This is a genomic window from Vibrio lamellibrachiae (assembly GCF_050337265.1).
GTDB lineage: Bacteria > Pseudomonadota > Gammaproteobacteria > Enterobacterales > Vibrionaceae > Vibrio > Vibrio kyushuensis.
In genome coordinates, this window is sequence record NZ_JAKJSU010000009.1 from 214,338 (window position 1) to 233,361 (window position 19,024).

Below are 19,024 nucleotides of genomic sequence, written 5' to 3' on the forward strand. Positions count from 1 at the left end.
CATGAATAGAGTTTCTTCCTACTTTGTTGCGATAGCCGGCATCTTGTTTGCCGGCTTTTGCTTTTCCATGATCAGCTGGTCTAGTTTTACCTTATCAAAGCAGCACCTTTGGGGTTACTTATTTGCTTTTGATGCCTCAAGCATGGAGCAGCAAATTATCGCGACTCTGCGCGCGCCAAGGGTTTACGCCAGCATGTTGATTGGTGCAAACCTTGCAGTGGCTGGTGTATTAATGCAAGGCATGACACGCAACCCCCTCGCCTCACCTTCTGTTCTTGGCATTAATGCCGGGGCAGCTTGTGGCATGGCAATGGCCAGTGTTGGTTTACTGTCACTCAACACACTACCTGGTGTGGTGGTGGCGACCACTGGGGGCGTGCTGAGCGGTGCGCTGGTTATGCTACTGGGTGGATTCTTTTCTGCTCGGCCACACCCACTTAAACTTGTCTTGGCTGGTGTTGCGGTCAATGCACTGCTCATTGGGCTAACGCGAGCTTCGGTGATCTTAGCTGATGATAAGGCTTACAGCGTGATCTATTGGCTCTCTGGTACGGTGTCGAATGTCGATTGGTCTCAGTGGCATCAGCTCTGGCCCGCCAGTGCTGTTGGATTAGTATTGGCCATCTTAATCAGCCGAAACTTAAATCTATTGGCGTTAGGAGATGACGTGGCTACTGGGCTGGGGCTTAACGTAGGCTTAACCCGTATTGCAGCCTGCATTGCCATAGTTCTTCTGACTGGTGTGAGCGTTTCCGTAGCAGGACCGATTGGCTTTGTTGGGCTTATTGTGCCGCACGTAGCTCGTCAATTAGTGGGTAACAATACCCTAGTATTGATTCCAGCAAGCGCGCTTTGTGGTGCCTTGCTTTTAGTCTGGGCCGACGGATTATCGCGAGGCATCGCATTTCCATCAGAGACTTCAGTGGGCGTGATCACCGCGTTAATTGGCACCCCTTGCTTTATTCTATTAGCTGTTCGGAGCCGCTTATGAGTCAGTACAAAACGTTGTCTGCCTTGGCTCTAGTTACTTTTCTGATAGGGTTTTCGAGCCTCTTTGTCGGCGCAGTGGATCTCTCCATCTATGAGGTGTTTAGTGCGCTGACGTCAATGAGCGAACAAGACTTCATCATTAATCAATATCGGCTACCTCGATTTATTCTGGCGATTGGTGTTGGCGCTGGGCTGGGTCTTTCCGGGGCTCTAGTACAGGGGATCATTCGTAACCCGCTTGCATCACCTGATCTCATGGGCATTAGTGCTGGTGCAGGGTTAGCAGCGACCGCGCTGTTGGTCTATTGGCCAAGTGCCCCTTTAATTTGGTTGCCTATATCCGCCCTAACTGGCGGCGTTGCGGCAGCACTCATGATTTTAGCACTCGCTTACCTTTCTAATCCGACCCCTGCTAGGCTTGCGCTTATTGGTATTGCCATCAGTGCTTTTTTAGGCAGTGGTATCGATTTTCTAATGATTGTTAACCCCATTGAGATCAACACCGCCATGATCTGGTTAACAGGCAGTTTATGGGGACGAAATTGGGAGCAAGTGCCTTTCATTTGGTGGACACTAGCGCTACTAGTTCCGCTCTCTTACTGGCTCGCTTGGCGGCTTGATATTATGGGCCTTGGTGAAGAAACCGCTGCATCGCTTGGCGTTTCTCCAAATAAAATTCAGCTTCTTGCGCTGGGCTGTGCGGTAATATTGGCCAGCGTGAGTGTCTCTGTGTGCGGCACCATCAGTTTTGTTGGCCTGCTAGCACCGCATCTTTCTCGAATGCTCTTTGGCCATAATCATAAGTTATTGCTGCCCGGCGCTGCCATTATCGGTTCGCTATTGGTGCTTGCTTCAGATGTACTTGCCCGAGGCATTCAGCCACCCATTGAATTGCCCGCTGGTGTGCTTACCTCGCTGATTGGTGCACCCTATTTTATTTTTTTACTGCAACGTTATAAGGGTTGGTAATGATCACGACTCAGCAACTTTCGGTCGCCTATGGTGATAAAACCATCATTGAAAATTTATCGCTCAATATCCCAGAAGGCAAAATTACAGCCCTAATTGGCCCTAATGGTTGCGGTAAATCGACTTTGCTAAAAGCACTGTCGAGAATCAATCGTATATCAGCCGGAAATATCTTGATTCAAGGCCAATCGCTATCGGCTATTAAAGATAAATTACTCGCTCAGCGATTGTCGATGCTACCCCAAGTGGTCGTTAGTCCAGAAGGTGTAACGGTGCGTAAGTTAGTTGAATATGGCCGCTCTCCTTATATATCTCACTGGGGAAGGCTTACCAACAACGATAAAGAAAAAGTCGACCAAGCGATGCGCGAAACGGGGGTATTTTCACTCGCGGAGCAAAAGATAGAATCACTCTCAGGTGGTCAGCGTCAACGAGCTTGGATTGCGATGATCTTAGCTCAAGATACAGAAGTGGTGATGCTAGATGAGCCAACAACGTATCTCGACCTTTCCCATCAAATTGAACTGATGAAATTAATGCGTGATATGAACCGACAAGGTAAAACCGTGATTGTTGTTTTACATGACTTAAATCAAGCCTGTCGTTATTGTGATCATTTGGTGGTCTTAAATCAGGGGCAGTTAGTCGCTCAAGGCTCGCCAGAACAAGTCTTTACCGAGCAGCTATTGGAAAGTGTATTTAGCCTTGATGCTAAGGTTGTTCAAGATCCGATAGCGGGTTCACCAATGTGTATTGCACGATAAGTTTATTTGCCGTAAATACAGAAGGGGCTATTTGATACACCGCTATTTTATACATAGCTATCCAAATCGCCCCACACTATAGATACATAAACGTCCCAAATCGAACATCGCAATCTTAACCAGTCTCTTCATCTAATAGTTGAATTATCACCGTTCCATTCTCTGGTAGATCTGAATCAAAGAAAGCACATACCGTTGCCCCTACATCAGACATGGTTGTTCGCACACCTAAATCTAAAGCCTGTTTTCCTTTTTTATAGGCAAGTAAAGGAACTTGTTCTCGGGTATGTTTGGCATGACCAATGAAAGGGTCATTACCGTGATCGGCCATTACAATCAATATATCCTGCTCGGTCATCTGTTCAATAACTTCACCAAGACCTCGATCCGCCTTTTCTAGAGTTCGCCAATACTGTTTAGGATCTTGCTGATGACCTGCTAAATCCGTCTCTTGAACGTTAGCACAAAAGAACCCTGTTTTTTCTACAGATAGATCGTGGTTTAACAGGCGGAATACTTCGTCAGTATCCACAATTGACGTATACGACTCGCCATAGGTATTCTCTACGATATCTGCAACTTTTCCATACAGCCACGTCTTTATATTGCTACCACGCAATAGCCAGGGGGCTTGAGTCTTGGCATTAACGCCATAACCCAAATGCGCGACTTGAAACCCATTTTCGTATGCTCCTGTTTCAGGAGAGTTAACACCGATATAAGTAGCTTTCCCTTCTGCATTATTTTTGACTTCAATGGCATTATAAATGCTACTCATTGCGACCATGTTGTCTGTATCTAAGTTTATATTGCTGGCACCGCGCTCTACCTGAATATTTCCACCAAAGGCGATATTTCGACTGACAGGGTTAGAAGCTCGTACAACCGCAGCAATATCTAACAATATTTCAAAAGAAATAACATTGAAATTGCAGGTCAGGTTATAAACTTGGCCTAAATCGGCTTCTAGATTATCACCAATAATGACCCCTTCATTCACAACTAAGAGTGATAACCCTTGTTGAGTATGACGGCAGACGCTGTATCCGTGTTTTATTAATTCAGCTTCAACCTCAGGCAATGCGACCTGAAAGGGCTGAGTGAGTGGCGGTTTTGGAAACGTGCCCATTATTTCTTGATGCCCCATAAAGGTATCCCCTCCTTCATGGGCTAGGTTGGATCGCCCAGTATTAGCTGAAAGATTAACTGTCATAACAGAGGATTTATTCGCTACAACATTTTGCAGCCCAAGCGTTTCCAAAACAGGTAAACGCTTAAGAGGAAAGTGAGAGAGCAGCTTTCCTGCCGTATCAGACCCACAATCTTGCGGCCTTACATCAACGACATCGGGCATTTCACCCACTCCGAAACCATCCAAGACAACCACAATAAATCTAGCCATTTTGCACCTCATTACCTAATGCGTCATAAATGCCAAGAAGCGTCGGATTGCCTGTAGATACTCCTTCTATCAACGCGACATCACTACGCGTCACAAAGACTTGAGTTCGGTAAGCCATAATGACTGGCTCACCAATTGAGTGGTGCCCAGGAATGCGAAGGTGGTAATCAATGCTGTCCGTTTCATCATTAAATATCGGAACACGTTGATACTCATTATTCTGATAGATGTTGGCATTTTCGAGTAATCCTCGGCGATAATAACCACCACCAAAACAGTAACTGTCCTCTTCGTAATGATGCGATATTTCACTGAGATAGAGCATCGAAATATGCTCTTTTTGGGGATTAACCGCGTTGGCTGGAGTTGTACCAGTAAGCGAATGTCCCGGCTCTCCATGCGTACATCCAAACTCAGCCAACATTGGAATTGTCTCTGAGCTAGTAGAGGAAGGCGCGTTAACTTGAGCGCAAGGAATCCCTAATGCATTTAGTGCTCTTTTGGCTTCTAACAAAGTCACTAGGTTTGGTGTTGGTTGTGTTTCTTCTTTAACCGAATCGTACAAAAAACATGGGAAGTGGGTGACCCCTTCAATATAAACACCCGGCATCGCCTGTATTGCACTCACGACCTCTTCCACCGAGGACAATGCAAATCCAGCTTCCTGATTGACGTAAAGCTTATCTCTACTGTGGTAAAACTTAAGCAATAGCCCCTGTTTTCTACCGGCCTCTACAGCAGCGTTTGAAATCTGTTGTGCTTTCTCAAGGCTGTAAACAGTCATGACCTGGGGTTTTACATCCGACACCAAAGACTTAATCATATTACTTGGTGGCTGAACTAAATGCCCAACGTTAGCTATCGGTAAACCATGAGAAGCTAAGGTGCGCGCTTCTTTAAAATCAACACACACAAGACCTTTATAGCCGCACTCTGCGACAAGTCGCTTAGCAATTTCTGGATTACGACCAATCTGCTTGGTCATGGCATACAATTGTATTCCATTGTCATCAGCAATACGTTTCATCAACTTTGCATTGTCAATCACTTGGTCTACGTCAATAACGGTGGTATCCGGTTGCAACTTTCCCTGTTTAAATAGTGCAAGTGTGGCATTAATTAAATTGGGATTTTGCTGTTCTAACGCATCTAAAAACATATTCTCCCCTTTTTTAGGCATGAGCTAATCCGGCACATCATTTCTGATGTACTTGCTTAATAACGAGTTAATAATAAAAGCTGGGTTGTTATATAAAGCTGATGATCAGCTCAATACCTTTTCCTTAATAAGATAACTGGGTAATTTTGATATTAATTACAAAGCGAACAGACCTAATACATGAAGAACGTTAAGAATAACACCTGTTAAAATGGCAGCGACGGCTGGTGCAGCGATTTTCAATATTGGTCGGCCAAGTACTTCATTTAAGAAGAACAAGATAGCGAAAATAGTGAATCCCGTTGTTGCCCCCATTTTCATTACCGCCAGCACACCACCAATTAATAAAGCAAACTCCATTAAAGTATTCATGGAATTTCGAATATTGTCAGATGCATTTCTGATTGACGGAAATTGCTCCAAGAAACGGCCAATACTACGCAATAGGAAAACTTCGCCACAAATCGTTATGGCCCCAAGTAAAGCCGCGACTGGCATGTTTGGTGATAGATAGCCAACAACGAAAACAAACGTCATTCCGACAACACCATATACACCGGTTGCTAGTGCCGTTGTTGCAATAAGCGGAATGAAACCAAGGCCACGCATGAACTCAGATAACGCAACTTGCTTGATGGCAGCATCGTGCGCTTCAGGTTCTGTAATATTGTATGCCTCTGCAAGTGAGTAGATTGAAACCTCTGACCCGGCAAAAATCCCGATGTTAGATACAGCCGCTATTAATGCCCCTGTAACGGCTAAAAAAGGCAAGTTCTTTACGATTCGTTTGGTCCGCTCATCAAAGAGCCCATGTAGCCCAGACATATTAGGTACTTCAATGCCTTTTTTACGGTCAGATAAATCTTTACGAATGGCAAACAAAACCAGCATTAACATACCGACAAAGATCTGAATTGACTCAGGGTAAATACCAGTGAACTTAATGATCATTAGGCGAGACATTAAGATAACAACGGCCGCAATAGCCCCTGCTCTCCAACCAAACTGGTAAAAGATAGCCAATAGAGGAAACAGAGCGAAAGCTGACATGACCGGCGTACCTAATTCACCCAATGCGCCGAGAGCGTCGACAGGTAGTCCGGTAAGCACTGCATTAACACCAGCAAGTGAGGTGACAACAAGCACTCCCCATAACCCACCAGCCGCGGCGGCTAAAAAGCGACTGCCGATCATAACACCAAGAATATCAGTGGGTAAGAACAATAGCCAAGGGTTGAGTAGCCCTGTTGATAACGTAAACGAAATACCAACGGACGCGACGAAACCTATCGACAGACCAAAAGCGACTGAGCCAGCGTCACGTCGAGTCATGTTACCTTCAACTAATTGAGGCAATATCGGTCGAATTCCATCATGAAAAACCGCGGCGCTCATATTCGCGATTAACGCGGTCATTGCGCATAATGTGGCAACGAGTCCAATGTGCATTATATCCATAATTGGTTCCTACTTTTCAGCGAGTAAGCGGGTAAGCATGGGTACAGCATGCTCGATATGTTCGACAGAAAGGCCAAATGCAACGTAGCCTTTCTCGATAAAGTCGACCACTTGCTCTTCCTTCGCTTTGATAGCTGGTTTAGCGATAGTGCAACTTTGATTGAAACCAATAATGGCAATAGCCATGGCCAATGCGCCACCTGCACCGGTATTACAACACCCAATGAAATAGTCCATTTCTCCAGCCTTCACTTTCATCGCTGCATCCATATCCGTCAGAATATGACATTCGAAAGTGTCAGGCACACAGGCTTCTATCTGGTCTCGAATTTGCTCTCGTTGCAAACCTGCAATAGCGATTTTTTTCATGTTATGTCCTTTTATTTATGAGCATGTCGCTCTTTATCCAAATAAGCGTGTAGGGTTAGCTTGTAACATGGTGCTGATTTGGTGGTCAGTAATCCCACGCTGTTTTAGCAAGGGAAGGAATTCATCAATTAGGTAACTAAAGCCAAGGCCGCCATTCGCCTTCAGATGAGAACGACGGGTGATGTCCATTGAAAGCATGATTTGCTCGGCATATCCTCGTTCACACAAAGTCCGCAGCGATTCTGCTCGGTGTGTATCGGGGTAGTAACTATTTTTGCCAATCGTGTCGAATTGCACATAGCAGCCTTGATCGAGCATCCAGACGATATCATCCAAGTTATCTCGTAGATCGCAGTGACCAATGGTGACTTTGTTCATTGGAACATTGCAGCTTTGAAGTAATTCAATTTGTGCCTTGCCCATAGTGCTCATTGATTGGTGTGTTGAAATAGGTTTTCCTGTTTCTAGGTGTGCGATCGCCGCAGCACGAAAGACCTTTTTCTCGGTATCTGTGAAACCATTTTCGCTGCTTCCTATCTCTCCAATGACGCTAGCTTTAAGGGAAGAGCCGTCGATACCATCGACTATCTCATCAATCATCCCTTTGGCTATCTCTTCGACACTCATCTTGTACAAGAATTCTGGGAAGAAGCCTTCAATGTAAAATCCAGTAGAAAGTAAGACGTTAATCCCTGTGTCATTTATTAAATTTTCAATAAAATGAGGATTTCTCCCCATAAAAGAATTGGTGACTTCTACAATATTACGGACACCACGTTCTTGAAGCGTTTTCATTTCATCACAAAGCAGTTGGTACTGATCCAATCGGCAATCGATATCACCTTTTTGAGGAGACAAATCAATATGCAAATGTTCGTGGCAATATGTGTAACCTGTGCTGTCTATCATGGAGGAGCTCCTACGCTTCTATGGATTTACTAAGCTGATATAACGCGTAAACATTGGCGATTAGAAAGCCTTCTTCTTTAGAGCAGACATTACTTAAAGCCATCGAATCTAGTATCTTTTCGTGAAGACCCATGATTACTTTTACATCTGGATCTTGATGGATTTCATCAAGAATATCAGCATCAAGCCCTTCCTCTATCGGTTCTCCTTGCCAAAGACGATCGGCGGCTCGAGACAAATGCGTGACTGCCATTTGGTACTGCTCATTGTCATGTGGCAAACCGAGTTCACTGTCTATTAAAGTGATAGTTCGTAAGCAGTTATCATGTGCTTGCTGACTGATAGCGTTTGCTTGCAGCAATAATGAAAATCGTTGTTCCATGTTAATTCCTAAGTTTCGTTACTTAATAGACAGTAATTATTTATCTGCACTTAATAGCTCGGGGTAATACTGCCACTGACCACAGATTGTTGATGGCTTCGCAACTGCCCGGTGTTCAGCAGCTTTCTTAGTAAAATCGTTATGCTCGACGACGTACCATTAACGAGCATGACGGCCTCTGACGCATCTTTACATGATGGTGTATGGCTCAAAGACAGTTCATCAAGGCCGTATTTATCCATGTCAATCGCTTCCGGTAACCATACGACTGCGTCAATATCGCCATTGGTTAAGTGAGTTAAACTTTCACCATAATGTATTTCAACAATTTCAATCTCTTTATTAGCAAACGCTTCACTTGTGAGAATCTTTTGGTCTGGTGAATCAGGATCTACGCCGACACGGCAAATGCTGTCATAACAGCCTTTTTTAAAAATGAGTCTATGTTCATGCGAGTATGAATGTGCGCCCAAATCAATCGCAGTGACAAGGCCACCAGCAAGCTCTCTAGCGGCTAATTTGGACATAATAGCAATGTCATAAGTGCCATTTCTTAAACACTCAGCGCGAACGCTCGCCCCACGCATATGCGCAAAATACAACGGTAAGTCACCGATTTGATCTTTCAATCCGCTTGCCAAACCTTCGTAGTGGCGCGTGTAAGGTAGTGGCATAGCACAAACGACATTGTTTAGCCCGGCACAAGAAACCAACTCACGATAATCAAGTTGAGAGATAAACGTTCCGTTTCGACCCTGTTTTGAAAGTACCACAGCTCCACGTTGCTCGATGGTTGTGAGTGCTTTTTGAATAAAGCCAACAGAAACTGAAAACTCTTCAGAGAGCAGGTCAATCGTTCTTAGACGATCACCTTCTGCGGTTGTCATCAAATATTGAGCGATATTCATAATCGCTGAGCCTTCTTTACTGATGTATTTTACAGTCATGATTAACTTATCTTCATTATTTTGAAGATAAGTTAATCATTTATTGAATCAATAGAAAGTACGCGAAGATAGAAGTGTGACTTATGTCGATAATATAGGCGCTCTAGTAACAGCCGAGTGAATTGGAAGAAAAGGGAACTTGAACTTTCTGATTATTAGCCTTCAAACACCTAAAAGTTAACGCGACTTGCTCAAATTATCCTCCTCACATAAAAAAGCCCGTTTGCTGGTATCAGCAAGCGAGCCTTTTTTATCGAGCGATGTTACATCAATTACATAGACACGACATCATTGCATTCACAATCCACTTCACCCGGTACAAGCGCTTCAACCTTAACGGCAGCAACCTTGAACTCAGGGATCTTAGCGTGTGGATCCGTTGCAGTAGAAGTTAATCGGTTCACTGGTGACTCTACAAAGTGGAATGGAATAAACACAACGCCCGTTTGCATACGCTTAGTAATAAACGCGGCAATTTCAATGCAACCACGTCGCGTTGAAACACGCAGCATCTGACCGTTGGTGATTCCTAGTTCTTCCGCATCCGCCACACTCACCATCGCACGTGGACCTGCAAGGTTATTAAGCCCTTTGGTTTTACGTGTCATTGTGCCGGTATGGAACTGCTCAAGCACACGGCCTGTTGTTAGTACTAGCGGGTAGTCTTCATCAGGAAGCTCTGCTGCGTACCTAAACGGAATCGCCTCCATTTGACCACGACCACGGGTAAACTGAGTCTGGTGCATAATACGCGTGCCGTCAGGGTTCTTCTTGTTACTTGGCCATTGAACCCCTTCCGCTGTTATCGCCTCCCAACGTAAACCACCATACTGAGGCGTTACGCGAGCGATCTCATTGGTGATATCCATTACGTTTTTGTAATCCCAATCACTGCCCATCGCAATAGCAATGTCTTGGATGATTCTCCAATCTTCTTTCGCTTCTCCCGGCGCATTTACCACTGGCGTTAAACGCTGAACACGACGCTCAGTATTAGTAAAGTGACCCGCTTTTTCGGCAAATGAGGTGGATGGAAGAACCACATCGGCATACTGCGCCGTTTCGGTTAGGAAGATGTCTTGAACGACTAAGAAATCAAGTGCTTCAAGTCCTTCGATAACGTGCGCTTGGTTTGGATCGCTTAGTACTGGGTTTTCGCCCATGACATACAAACCACGAACATCGCGTTTACACGCTGCATCAATGATTTCAGTAAGGGTTAAACCAATCTCTGCTGGTAGATCAGAGACGTTCCACTCCATAGCAAACTTCTGACGTACCATTGGGTTGTACACTTTCTGATAGCCTGGGTAGTTGTTTGGCAGCGCGCCCATGTCACAGGCACCTTGAACGTTTGATTGACCACGTAATGGGTTAATACCGCCACCTTCAATACCAATGTTGCCACACAGTAGCTGCAGGTTAGCAATAGAACGAACGTTATCGTGCCCCGTCGTGTGCTGCGTGATGCCCATTGAGTAGTACACCGCCGTACGCTCTGCCGTACCAATCAAACGCGCCATAGCGAAGATATCGTCAGCCTTAACGCCCGTCACAAGCTCCACTTTTTCAAGGGAGTAGTTTGGTGACATCACCTCTTGCAGTAGGGTATCAAAGCCATCAACACGCTCTTCAATGTACTCTTGATCATACCAACCGTGCTTAATGATCTGCTGCATTACACCGTTGAGCAACATCACATCGGTACCCGGACGGTGAGCAAGGTAAAGCTCTGCATGGTCTGCAATATCAATGCGTTTTGGATCGGCAACTACTAAGCGCGCGCCATTATGACGAACCGCTTGTTTGATGTGCGAGCCAATGATTGGGTGAGCGGCTGTCGTGTCAGAGCCAATAATAAAGATAACATCCGAGTGTTTGATACTCGGAATATCGTTAGTCATTGCCCCGCTACCAAGTGACGCTTCAAGACCTGTCACTGTTGATGCGTGACATAGACGAGCACAGTGGTCGACGTTATTCGTGCCTAGTTCACGACGAATGAACTTCTGGAATGCGTAGTTATCTTCATTGGTGGTTTTTGCTGATGAGAAACCCGCTAGGGCGTTGCCACCAAAGCTCTGTTTGATTGAACCAAACTTTTCAGCAATGAGAGAAATCGCCTCTTCCCATGAAGCAGGCTGTAGCCAACCATCTTTTCGAATCAGTGGCGTAGTTAAACGAGTATCATCAGAGATAAAATCAAAACCGAAGCGACCTTTAACACACAGCATGCCTTCGTTAACTGGTGAATCAGCACCTTCAACGTATTTGATCTTATTGTTTGCTTCATCAACAAACATAGTCAATTTACAACCCACACCACAATAAGTGCAGATGGTATCAACGGCTTTTAGGTTCTCTTTTCGACCTTGAGATCGGTCCCGAGCATCATACATTGCGCCAGTAGGGCAAGCCTGAACACACGCACCACATTGAACACAGTTAGAATCTCCCATTGCAGTGCCATTTGCACCAAAATTAGGGCGACACTCTGGGCGAGAGGCTGGCGTACCGTCTTTGTTGGTCATAAAGCTTAGAACGCCATGAACAGACTCTTCACGACACGCTTGAACGCATTGGCCACAGCTAATACAGCGGTTAGCATCAAAGACAACAAACTCTGAGCTTGTATCAATCTCGCACTTTTGGCGCGCATCTTTACTTCGAAGTTGCTGCCAGTAATCATCCGATTGCATCTCAACGGTTTGACTTAATTGTTCCGTAGGTTTGAATGTCTGAACCGCGCCATACTCAGTCGAATAATCACGCAAGTCACACGCGGTATTTGCCTGACAGCCACACTCTAGGCATCGAGCTGCTTCTGCAATTGCATCGGCATTATCAAAGCCTGTTTCCACTTCTTCAAAGCTCTGTTCACGCTGCTCTGCTGTGAGTTCTGGCATGATAACTCGTGCGATTTTTTGCAAATTTTCGAATTGAAGGGGATCAATCTGCTTCAGCTTTTTCTCTTTACGAGAATTAAATGGCGTAACTGGAATGTTTTCCATATCGCCATTAAAGAATCGATCCATCGCTTCAGCCGCAATACGGCCATCGCCAACCGCTTCTACAGCCGTTGCAGGGCCACGGCGAAAATCACCAATGCTAAAGATATTGCCCGTACCACTGTGCATAGTATCTGGGTTTACATCGGCGGTGTTCCAACGAGTTAACGGAATCTCAAGCGACTCGTTATCCATAAAACTCAGATCTGGCTTTTGAGAAACCGCAGCCACAACCGTATCGAACGCTTCAATGAAGTATTCTCCGGTCGGTTTTGGGCTACGACGGCCAGAAGCATCGGCAGGACCAAGCTTCATGCGCTCAAGGCGAATCTCTTTAACTCGCCCGTTTTCATCCGCTATATTCTCAACAGGGTTAGTTAGGAAGTGAAACTTCACCCCTTCATGTTCCGCTTCTTCGATTTCATAATCTTCAGCTGGCATCTCATCGCGAGTCCGGCGATAGATAAGTGTGGTGTCCGCGCCATCACGAACCGCAGTACGAGCACAGTCGATCGCGGTGTTACCACCACCAATAATGGCGACTTTCTTACCTGTCGTGTAGTTCTGATCTGTGACGTAATCTTTTAGGTAATCAACACCTAAATAGCAGCCATCAAAATCACTACCTGTATAATTCATCTCTACCGCAGCCGATGCACCAACGGCTAAACACACGGCATCGTAATCTTCACTTAACTGAGACAGCGTGATCTGCTCGCCCAGTTTTTGATTGGTTTTGATTTCCATGCCATTACGGCACATCAGCTCAATTTCTTTATCAAGAATGCTCTTTGGTAGACGGTACTCTGGTATACCGTAACGAAGCCAACCACCCGCTTTCGGCATCGATTCAAATACGGTGACTGAATAACCTTCGTTTGAAAGATAGTAACCTGCGGTTAACCCGCCCGGCCCACCACCAACGATAGCGACACACTTATCTTTGTCGGCTTTTTTCGGTGGTGTATAGCTCTCTTGTGCGGTTAAATCGGCATCAGCTGCGTGACGTTTTAGCTGACGAATCGCAATAGACTCATCAACAAGATTTCGGCGACATTCTGTTTCACAAAATGCAGGGCAAACACGACCAATAGATAAAGGCATTGGTAGTGTACGCTTTATTACTTCTATCGCTTTTTTATGATCATTTTGAGCGATGTAGTACAGGTAGGATTGAATGTCTACGCCCGCGGGGCATGCTGTTTTACATGGCGCTTCACAGTCAGCGTAGTGGTCAGTCATAATACGATTTAACGCATGCTTGCGATGATCGGTTAAGGCTTGTGATTGTGTAATCACGTTTAATCCATCATACACTTCCATTTCACATGAGCGCTTCATGCCGCCACTTTCGACTTCAACAACGCAGAGATCGCATGGGATCTTATCTGACGATTTGTTAAGACCACAAAGAGAAGGGATTTCTAACCCACATACTTTTGATGCTTCTAGTAGTGATTGACCTTCTTCAACAATCCTAAACTTGCCATCGATGACAATTTGAACCATATTTTCCTCGCTCAATAAGAGACGTTACTTCCATTTATATTCTAGGCCATTGAAATAGCGGCAATATTCTTGATGCGTCGCTATAAAACCTTTTCTTTATTTTATCTATACCCTGCCACTTACCGTCCCGTAAGCACACATTAGTAAAGTAAATACCATACTAATATTAAGGTTAATTTCGTGTGACATTACCTTTTCATAAGCCTCATTGTCGAGGGTTAATTATTGAAAAATATCGATTGAAACGATGCAAAAAACGATTAATCGCACATTCATTGATCTAGATAATTCCAAGCTCAAAATTCACATAAATTACCACTAAATGGCTACCTTACAATTACACATTCATTTCACTCGATTAACATTCAGTCTTGTAGATAACAAATGGCTCGCATTTGTAGTCGTCTATAATTAAACATGCCACAATGCCCACTCTTTTTTGGATAGATAAACGATACGAACTCTATGAATTTTCAAGCCGCGATTTTTGACATGGATGGATTACTTCTCGATACCGAGCGAGTCTGCATGTCGATTTTTAAACAAGCATGCCAAGCCCAAAATGTGTCTTTCTTAGAGGATGTTTATCTCTCGATTATTGGCCGTAACTCCGCGGGTATTGAGCAAGTTATTCGCCAAGGTTACGGCCCTGACCTTGATTACCCCGCTCTGCATATTGAGTGGCGGGAGCGATATAATGCAGTGGTAAAACACCAAGCGATCCCTGTGAAGGAAGGCGTGGTTGAATTACTCACTTGGTTAAAGTCCAACAACATCCCCACTGCGGTTGCGACTTCGACACAAAAAGACGTGGCTGCTATTAAACTAAAGCTTGCTGGATTGGATCACTTCTTTGATAACCTGACGACAGGTTGTGAAGTGAAGCATGGTAAGCCAGATCCTGAAATTTACTTGCTTGCAGCACAACGTTTGAATATAGACCCTACACAGTGCTTGGCATTCGAAGACTCCAACAATGGCGTTCGCTCGGCCATTGCAGCTGAGATGATCACTTACCAGATCCCAGACTTAGTTGAACCCTGCGAAGAAGTTCTGGCTCTCTCCCCTCTTGTTCGCTCTTCTCTTCACCACGTGTTAAGTGAGTTAAAGCAGAATTAGCGCTGCTTACCTAACTCAATCATGAAAGGAGTGTTGATGCCTATCAGCACTCTTACCCTTATCCAAGGTTCTTTTTATCCTCTCTTATCTCCACCCGCCACCACTTCAAGTCGAATTTTAATTGGAATAATGATTATTCCATTTGGAATAAAGCTCTCAATTTTCAACCCATTAAAATAAATCACTTTAAAAACAATAACCTTAAATAATATAAATATTATTTATATATTTCCCAGTCGAATACCGACTTGCTGAATGTCAATAAGTGGCGTTAACATATCGACTGAAGCTATTGATAATCACCCTAAATTTGATTCTAGAGCGAAAGCTCTTATACGGGTGATAAAACTATGAACACGTTTAATAAAAAACTACTTAGCCTTGCACTAACAACTTGTACGCTTGCTTCTATTAACGCTTACGCTGAAGAAGAGTCTCATGAGGTTCATGATGCTGACCCGCGTAATACTGCATGGCGTGGCGGCATTGCAACCGACCATGAAGGTGAGATTAAACTGGTTGCCGGTGGTGGCTTTAACAACCTATATGGTGAAGGTGAGTATCAAACACAAACGATTATGATTGGGGAGTACTTTAGTCAATCAGAAGATTTTCGCTTTCGTTTAGCCAATTTTGATGAGCGTTTTGGTGGGGTATACGCGGATATCTACCTCACCGATACAACGAATATGTATACCGGTGGCTACATGCTACCACTGACCGCAACGAACGATAAAACTATGTTATTTCCTTCTGTAAATTACTCGTACGTTGATTTTGACACTAAACAGATCGCACAAAATATTCGTGGAACGATCGTACCCAACGAAATGAATGGTTACTCAACGGGTACTGGTCAAGCAGGTGTCTTTAATGCACTTAATAGCATCTCAGGTATTAATTCAGGGGCTGTAGAAAGTGTACTTGGTGGCGATGACGCTCACATGGTTTCGGTTAACCTGTATGGTTTGCAACCATGGAATGACACTTTCTACACAGTGTTCCAAGCCTTTGGTGGCTCATCTTATGGCGGTGTAGAAATGGAGATGGTCGACATAATGCTATTGCAAGGTACACGTACACAAGTTGGTGGAGCGATCTTCAATATCTACTTAGAAGGTAAATACACCAACATTAAGATCAACGAACTGAATGGATTACCGGGTAGAGATTACCTACGTGGTGAAGAAGCAAAAGTATCAATCGGCTTTGACTGGCGCTTCTAAAAACTGTCGCTTCTAAAAAAGCAGCAGTCATGGACGGACAATTTAAAGCTCATCATAAGGTGGGCTTTAAATCTAATTAGCAACGAACTTAATCAGCAACGAACCTAACTATAGTAAACGTAAGTGGTGTAAGGATGATTGATAACTTAGACATTCGATCAATGCGAGTATTGATCGATTTAAATGAAACAAAGAATACGTATTTAACTGCAGAAAGGCTTGACCTATCCCAGTCAGCAGTCGCTCGGATCCTATCTAAAAATAGAACGACTCTAAATGATCAACTTTATGTTCGGATTGCCAATAAGCTTGAACCTACCGCTTTAATGGCCGAGTTGCTTATTAAACTTCCCTTGATTATTGATAGCCTTGAGCAAGTGGTAAGTACTAACTTTGATTTTGACCCAAAATTATTATCGGGAAAATATCAGATCTTCCTAAACCACCCAACCCAGCAACTATTCGGCATTGATATTTTTCAAAAGCTGTCACAAGCAGCACCTAATGCAACTTGGTATTTGAAAGGGTGGGAATCCAATGCTGTCGAACAATTTCTTGATGATAGAGCTACACTAGGCGTCAACTACTTCTCTGCTCATTATCCTAAATCTATTATTCAACAAACATTCGCAGAAGATAAATTTCAGATGTTTGCTCAACCAAATCACCCGCTATTTAAAAAATCATTACTATCTTGGAGCGACATCTGTGACTTCCCTTTTATCTCTTTGTCTGTACCAAGTTGGGATGAGAAGCAAGAAAAGTTCAATCACGTCTGCAACGCCCTTGGTGGGGTACCACAGATCAAACTTCAAACCGACAGCATCTCGTTAGCCATTCAAGCTGCTGAAAGCTCACAAATGTTGCTACCTTCATCACTTCGAATTTGTGATCCCTCACGCACTGCACTGAGGCCACTACAACTAGATTTCGATAAGGCTCAATTGGCCGACACTCCAATTGTAATTTCGTACGCTCAAAAAAATGCCAATAAGCCTATCACTAAATGGATAACCGACGTAATCACGTCGCTATACAAAGAGAAAGTAGCTCATGCATAGTGAGAATACAGAATATGTGCACCTGCTTGAGCGTGGTGGGAAACGCTACTGGCTTAAAAAACGCGGTGAAGAAAAACGTAACGCGGTCAGTCTATTAATTAATGGTTTTCTAACTATCTATAAACCATGGAGACACCTGATCTTGCACAGCGGTCTATCTCCAATGCAACGCTTTACTAAAGAGACCTCGATACTGGCTGACTGCCAGCGCCTCAATCTACCCATTCCACGCCTCTACACGAAAGGGAGAGCTTACTTTGTCACCCTATGTGCAGGAAAACCAATCACCACGAAACAAGAGACAGAGAACAAGACTCTGTTCTATTCCGCTCTTAATAGCCTGAACTCTCTGCATAAAGCGAAGATCGTTCATGGTCGCCCTGCAATGCGCGATATGGTCGTGGATAGCCAAGGTAAGGTCATACTGCTTGACTTAGAGGAGGCGAGACGCTCGGCAAGTTCGTTACTTAGAGCACGAGATATTCTGCTGTTTCTTCTTGATTCATTCCGGCTGTCAGGGGTCAGCCAAGAAACTCGATTAACGGCACTGAGGCAATGGTGTGACGAGTTTCACCTTTCGACGATTCATATAAAACGAGTAAGCCGATTAATAACGCACCTTATATGGGTTCCGAAGCTCATATTGCGGTTTAAAAATAACCGACTATCAAAACAGTTGCTACTAACCCACCGCATACTAAGTAGAGTTAACTAACAGCAATTTTCCGCACCAGTATCGCTCAAGTTTTCTGCCTAAGTTTAGAGATTGCTAATATAAGTGTATTGTATATCTGGTATAACCTCTAGACCATTGATAGTTATATCTGCTCCTATATATTTACTTCAAATTTTTTGAAGTAAACGGACATTACTTCTCATCCCTTTTTGGAGTAATGTTATGAAAAACCAAGCGCCACTTTCGCTAACCGCTATTGCAGCATCAGTAGCCGTTCTATTATCTTCTAACGTACTTGCTGAAGATGACATTCAAGACATGTCTGACCCTCTTGCTGTCTTTACCCAAGCAGGTGTTGGCTACACAGACAAAGGTATCAACCTTAAAATCGGCCAAACGTACGATACAGGTAGTGATACAACGATGGGCATGAACATCATTGAAGTAAAAGGCATCGCAGGCGAAGCGGTAGGTTGGAATGGTCGCGGCGCAGATGACAGCATTGACTCAATTCGCTACCGCAACTTTACTGTCGATTTAACAAATGGACGAGGTGCTCAAGTCGACGTAAACATGGCGTTTGATAAAGACCTTGGTGCTCAAGGTTCAGCGTCTTACAGCTTTATTCAGGCTCTACCAAAGATGGGTCCAGTTAACCTATATCCACTAGCGGGTATGGGGATGGCGTTTGGTGAGGAGTTACCAAACTCTTCTAATGGTAGTGATGCTCAATTACAAGATCGCTGGGACATACACGGTACGTTCTATGTCGTTGGCCTTTACGGTAAAGTTGAAATCACTGATAACATCTGGCTCAACTACAACCCGATGTACATGGGCAGCGTATCCGGTTCTGATGATTACAAAGCAAATGCTTTTGGGATTGATAGCGGAGAAATTTTACTTCACGAAGCGGTTGTAAGTTACCAAATTAACCCACGTTCAAACGTTCGCTATTACGCAAACTGGAATGAGAACAATCGTTACCAAACCGGTGATCACAAAATTGAATACAACTACCAATTCTAATCTGGTACTGGTACTGGTAAGTAAACGGCAACGTTACTGATACAAAA

Annotated in this window: 15 protein-coding genes and 2 pseudogenes; 8 read left to right on the plus strand and 9 right to left on the minus strand. The window is 44.2% G+C overall.

Going from position 1 to position 19,024, the window contains the following annotated elements; all coding sequences use genetic code 11:
* The first annotated feature begins 1 nt into the window (after window position 1).
* From L4C54_RS16040 to fecE, 3 genes are read left to right on the plus strand one after another with little or no spacing between them, the layout of a single operon-like run.
* A complete protein-coding gene (locus tag L4C54_RS16040) occupies window positions 2–991 on the plus strand; it encodes a FecCD family ABC transporter permease (protein WP_428808953.1) in 990 nt (329 codons plus the stop codon).
* Window positions 988–1,959 carry an iron chelate uptake ABC transporter family permease subunit gene (locus L4C54_RS16045; protein WP_428808954.1) on the plus strand — a complete coding sequence of 324 codons (972 nt, stop codon included), beginning with the start codon at window positions 988–990 and terminating at the stop codon, window positions 1,957–1,959. The genes L4C54_RS16040 and L4C54_RS16045 overlap by 4 nt, the downstream gene beginning before the upstream one ends.
* Window positions 1,959–2,723 carry a Fe(3+) dicitrate ABC transporter ATP-binding protein FecE gene (gene fecE, locus L4C54_RS16050; RefSeq protein WP_428808955.1) on the plus strand — a complete coding sequence of 255 codons (765 nt, stop codon included), beginning with the start codon at window positions 1,959–1,961 and terminating at the stop codon, window positions 2,721–2,723. The genes L4C54_RS16045 and fecE overlap by 1 nt, the downstream gene beginning before the upstream one ends.
* A gap of 115 nt (window positions 2,724–2,838) precedes the next feature.
* Here fecE and L4C54_RS16055 read toward each other — a convergent pair whose 3' ends face one another.
* The 9 genes and pseudogenes from L4C54_RS16055 to L4C54_RS16095 form a co-directional block, all read right to left on the minus strand.
* The gene (locus L4C54_RS16055; RefSeq protein ID WP_428808956.1) at window positions 2,839–4,125 is read right to left on the minus strand and encodes a phosphopentomutase; all 1,287 of its coding nucleotides are present in this window, start codon (window positions 4,123–4,125) and stop codon (window positions 2,839–2,841) included.
* Entirely contained in the window at window positions 4,118–5,284 is a 1,167-nt protein-coding gene (locus L4C54_RS16060; RefSeq protein ID WP_428808957.1) for a YhfX family PLP-dependent enzyme, read from the minus strand. Before L4C54_RS16060 ends, L4C54_RS16055 begins: the two co-directional genes overlap by 8 nt.
* A 156-nt stretch (window positions 5,285–5,440) precedes the next feature.
* Window positions 5,441–6,742, minus strand: a complete 1,302-nt coding sequence (locus tag L4C54_RS16065) for a YhfT family protein (RefSeq protein ID WP_428808958.1) — start codon at window positions 6,740–6,742, stop codon at window positions 5,441–5,443.
* Window positions 6,743–6,751: 9 nt separating this feature from the next.
* A complete protein-coding gene (locus L4C54_RS16070; protein ID WP_428808959.1) occupies window positions 6,752–7,111 on the minus strand; it encodes a DUF2620 domain-containing protein in 360 nt (119 codons plus the stop codon).
* Window positions 7,112–7,144: 33 nt separating this feature from the next.
* Entirely contained in the window at window positions 7,145–8,020 is an 876-nt protein-coding gene (locus L4C54_RS16075) for a phosphotriesterase family protein (RefSeq protein WP_428808960.1), read from the minus strand.
* A 10-nt stretch (window positions 8,021–8,030) separates the two neighbouring features.
* Window positions 8,031–8,402: a hypothetical protein gene (locus tag L4C54_RS16080; RefSeq protein WP_428808961.1), complete on the minus strand. Its 372-nt coding sequence runs from the start codon at window positions 8,400–8,402 to the stop codon at window positions 8,031–8,033.
* A 50-nt stretch (window positions 8,403–8,452) separates the two neighbouring features.
* Window positions 8,453–9,349: a GntR family transcriptional regulator YhfZ gene (gene yhfZ, locus L4C54_RS16085; protein WP_428808962.1), complete on the minus strand. Its 897-nt coding sequence runs from the start codon at window positions 9,347–9,349 to the stop codon at window positions 8,453–8,455.
* Window positions 9,350–9,621: 272 nt separating this feature from the next.
* Window positions 9,622–12,006: pseudogene (gene fdhF, locus L4C54_RS16090) on the minus strand (formate dehydrogenase subunit alpha); the annotation flags it as partial.
* A 77-nt stretch (window positions 12,007–12,083) separates the two neighbouring features.
* A pseudogene (locus tag L4C54_RS16095) lies at window positions 12,084–13,866 on the minus strand (FAD-dependent oxidoreductase); the annotation flags it as partial.
* Window positions 13,867–14,331: 465 nt separating this feature from the next.
* Between L4C54_RS16095 and L4C54_RS16100 the strand changes: the two are divergent.
* From L4C54_RS16100 to L4C54_RS16120, 5 genes are all read left to right on the plus strand, one after another.
* Window positions 14,332–14,985 (plus strand): HAD family hydrolase, encoded by a 654-nt coding sequence (locus tag L4C54_RS16100; RefSeq protein ID WP_428808963.1) that lies wholly within the window; start codon window positions 14,332–14,334, stop codon window positions 14,983–14,985.
* A 350-nt stretch (window positions 14,986–15,335) separates the two neighbouring features.
* Window positions 15,336–16,211 (plus strand): hypothetical protein, encoded by an 876-nt coding sequence (locus tag L4C54_RS16105; protein ID WP_428808964.1) that lies wholly within the window; start codon window positions 15,336–15,338, stop codon window positions 16,209–16,211.
* A 134-nt stretch (window positions 16,212–16,345) separates the two neighbouring features.
* Entirely contained in the window at window positions 16,346–17,272 is a 927-nt protein-coding gene (locus tag L4C54_RS16110) for a LysR substrate-binding domain-containing protein (RefSeq protein ID WP_428808965.1), read from the plus strand.
* A complete protein-coding gene (locus L4C54_RS16115) occupies window positions 17,265–17,987 on the plus strand; it encodes a BUD32 family EKC/KEOPS complex subunit (protein WP_428803030.1) in 723 nt (240 codons plus the stop codon). Before L4C54_RS16110 ends, L4C54_RS16115 begins: the two co-directional genes overlap by 8 nt.
* Window positions 17,988–18,170: 183 nt before the next feature.
* Entirely contained in the window at window positions 18,171–18,977 is an 807-nt protein-coding gene (locus tag L4C54_RS16120) for a hypothetical protein (RefSeq protein ID WP_428808966.1), read from the plus strand.
* The last annotated feature ends 47 nt before the right edge of the window (window positions 18,978–19,024 follow it).

Bases quoted from the DNA above. Each gene is read 5' to 3' on its own strand.
- L4C54_RS16110 (WP_428808965.1), top strand. From the start codon at position 16,346: ATGATTGATAACTTAGACATTCGATCAATGCGAGTATTGATCGATTTA.
- L4C54_RS16065 (WP_428808958.1), bottom strand. From the start codon at position 6,742: ATGGATATAATGCACATTGGACTCGTTGCCACATTATGCGCAATGACC.
- L4C54_RS16060 (WP_428808957.1), bottom strand. From the start codon at position 5,284: ATGTTTTTAGATGCGTTAGAACAGCAAAATCCCAATTTAATTAATGCC.
- L4C54_RS16100 (WP_428808963.1), top strand. From the start codon at position 14,332: ATGAATTTTCAAGCCGCGATTTTTGACATGGATGGATTACTTCTCGAT.
- fecE (WP_428808955.1), top strand. From the start codon at position 1,959: ATGATCACGACTCAGCAACTTTCGGTCGCCTATGGTGATAAAACCATC.
- L4C54_RS16070 (WP_428808959.1), bottom strand. From the start codon at position 7,111: ATGAAAAAAATCGCTATTGCAGGTTTGCAACGAGAGCAAATTCGAGAC.
- L4C54_RS16080 (WP_428808961.1), bottom strand. From the start codon at position 8,402: ATGGAACAACGATTTTCATTATTGCTGCAAGCAAACGCTATCAGTCAG.
- L4C54_RS16040 (WP_428808953.1), top strand. From the start codon at position 2: ATGAATAGAGTTTCTTCCTACTTTGTTGCGATAGCCGGCATCTTGTTT.
- L4C54_RS16115 (WP_428803030.1), top strand. From the start codon at position 17,265: ATGCATAGTGAGAATACAGAATATGTGCACCTGCTTGAGCGTGGTGGG.
- L4C54_RS16045 (WP_428808954.1), top strand. From the start codon at position 988: ATGAGTCAGTACAAAACGTTGTCTGCCTTGGCTCTAGTTACTTTTCTG.
- L4C54_RS16055 (WP_428808956.1), bottom strand. From the start codon at position 4,125: ATGGCTAGATTTATTGTGGTTGTCTTGGATGGTTTCGGAGTGGGTGAA.
- L4C54_RS16105 (WP_428808964.1), top strand. From the start codon at position 15,336: ATGAACACGTTTAATAAAAAACTACTTAGCCTTGCACTAACAACTTGT.
- L4C54_RS16120 (WP_428808966.1), top strand. From the start codon at position 18,171: ATGAAAAACCAAGCGCCACTTTCGCTAACCGCTATTGCAGCATCAGTA.
- L4C54_RS16075 (WP_428808960.1), bottom strand. From the start codon at position 8,020: ATGATAGACAGCACAGGTTACACATATTGCCACGAACATTTGCATATT.
- yhfZ (WP_428808962.1), bottom strand. From the start codon at position 9,349: ATGACTGTAAAATACATCAGTAAAGAAGGCTCAGCGATTATGAATATC.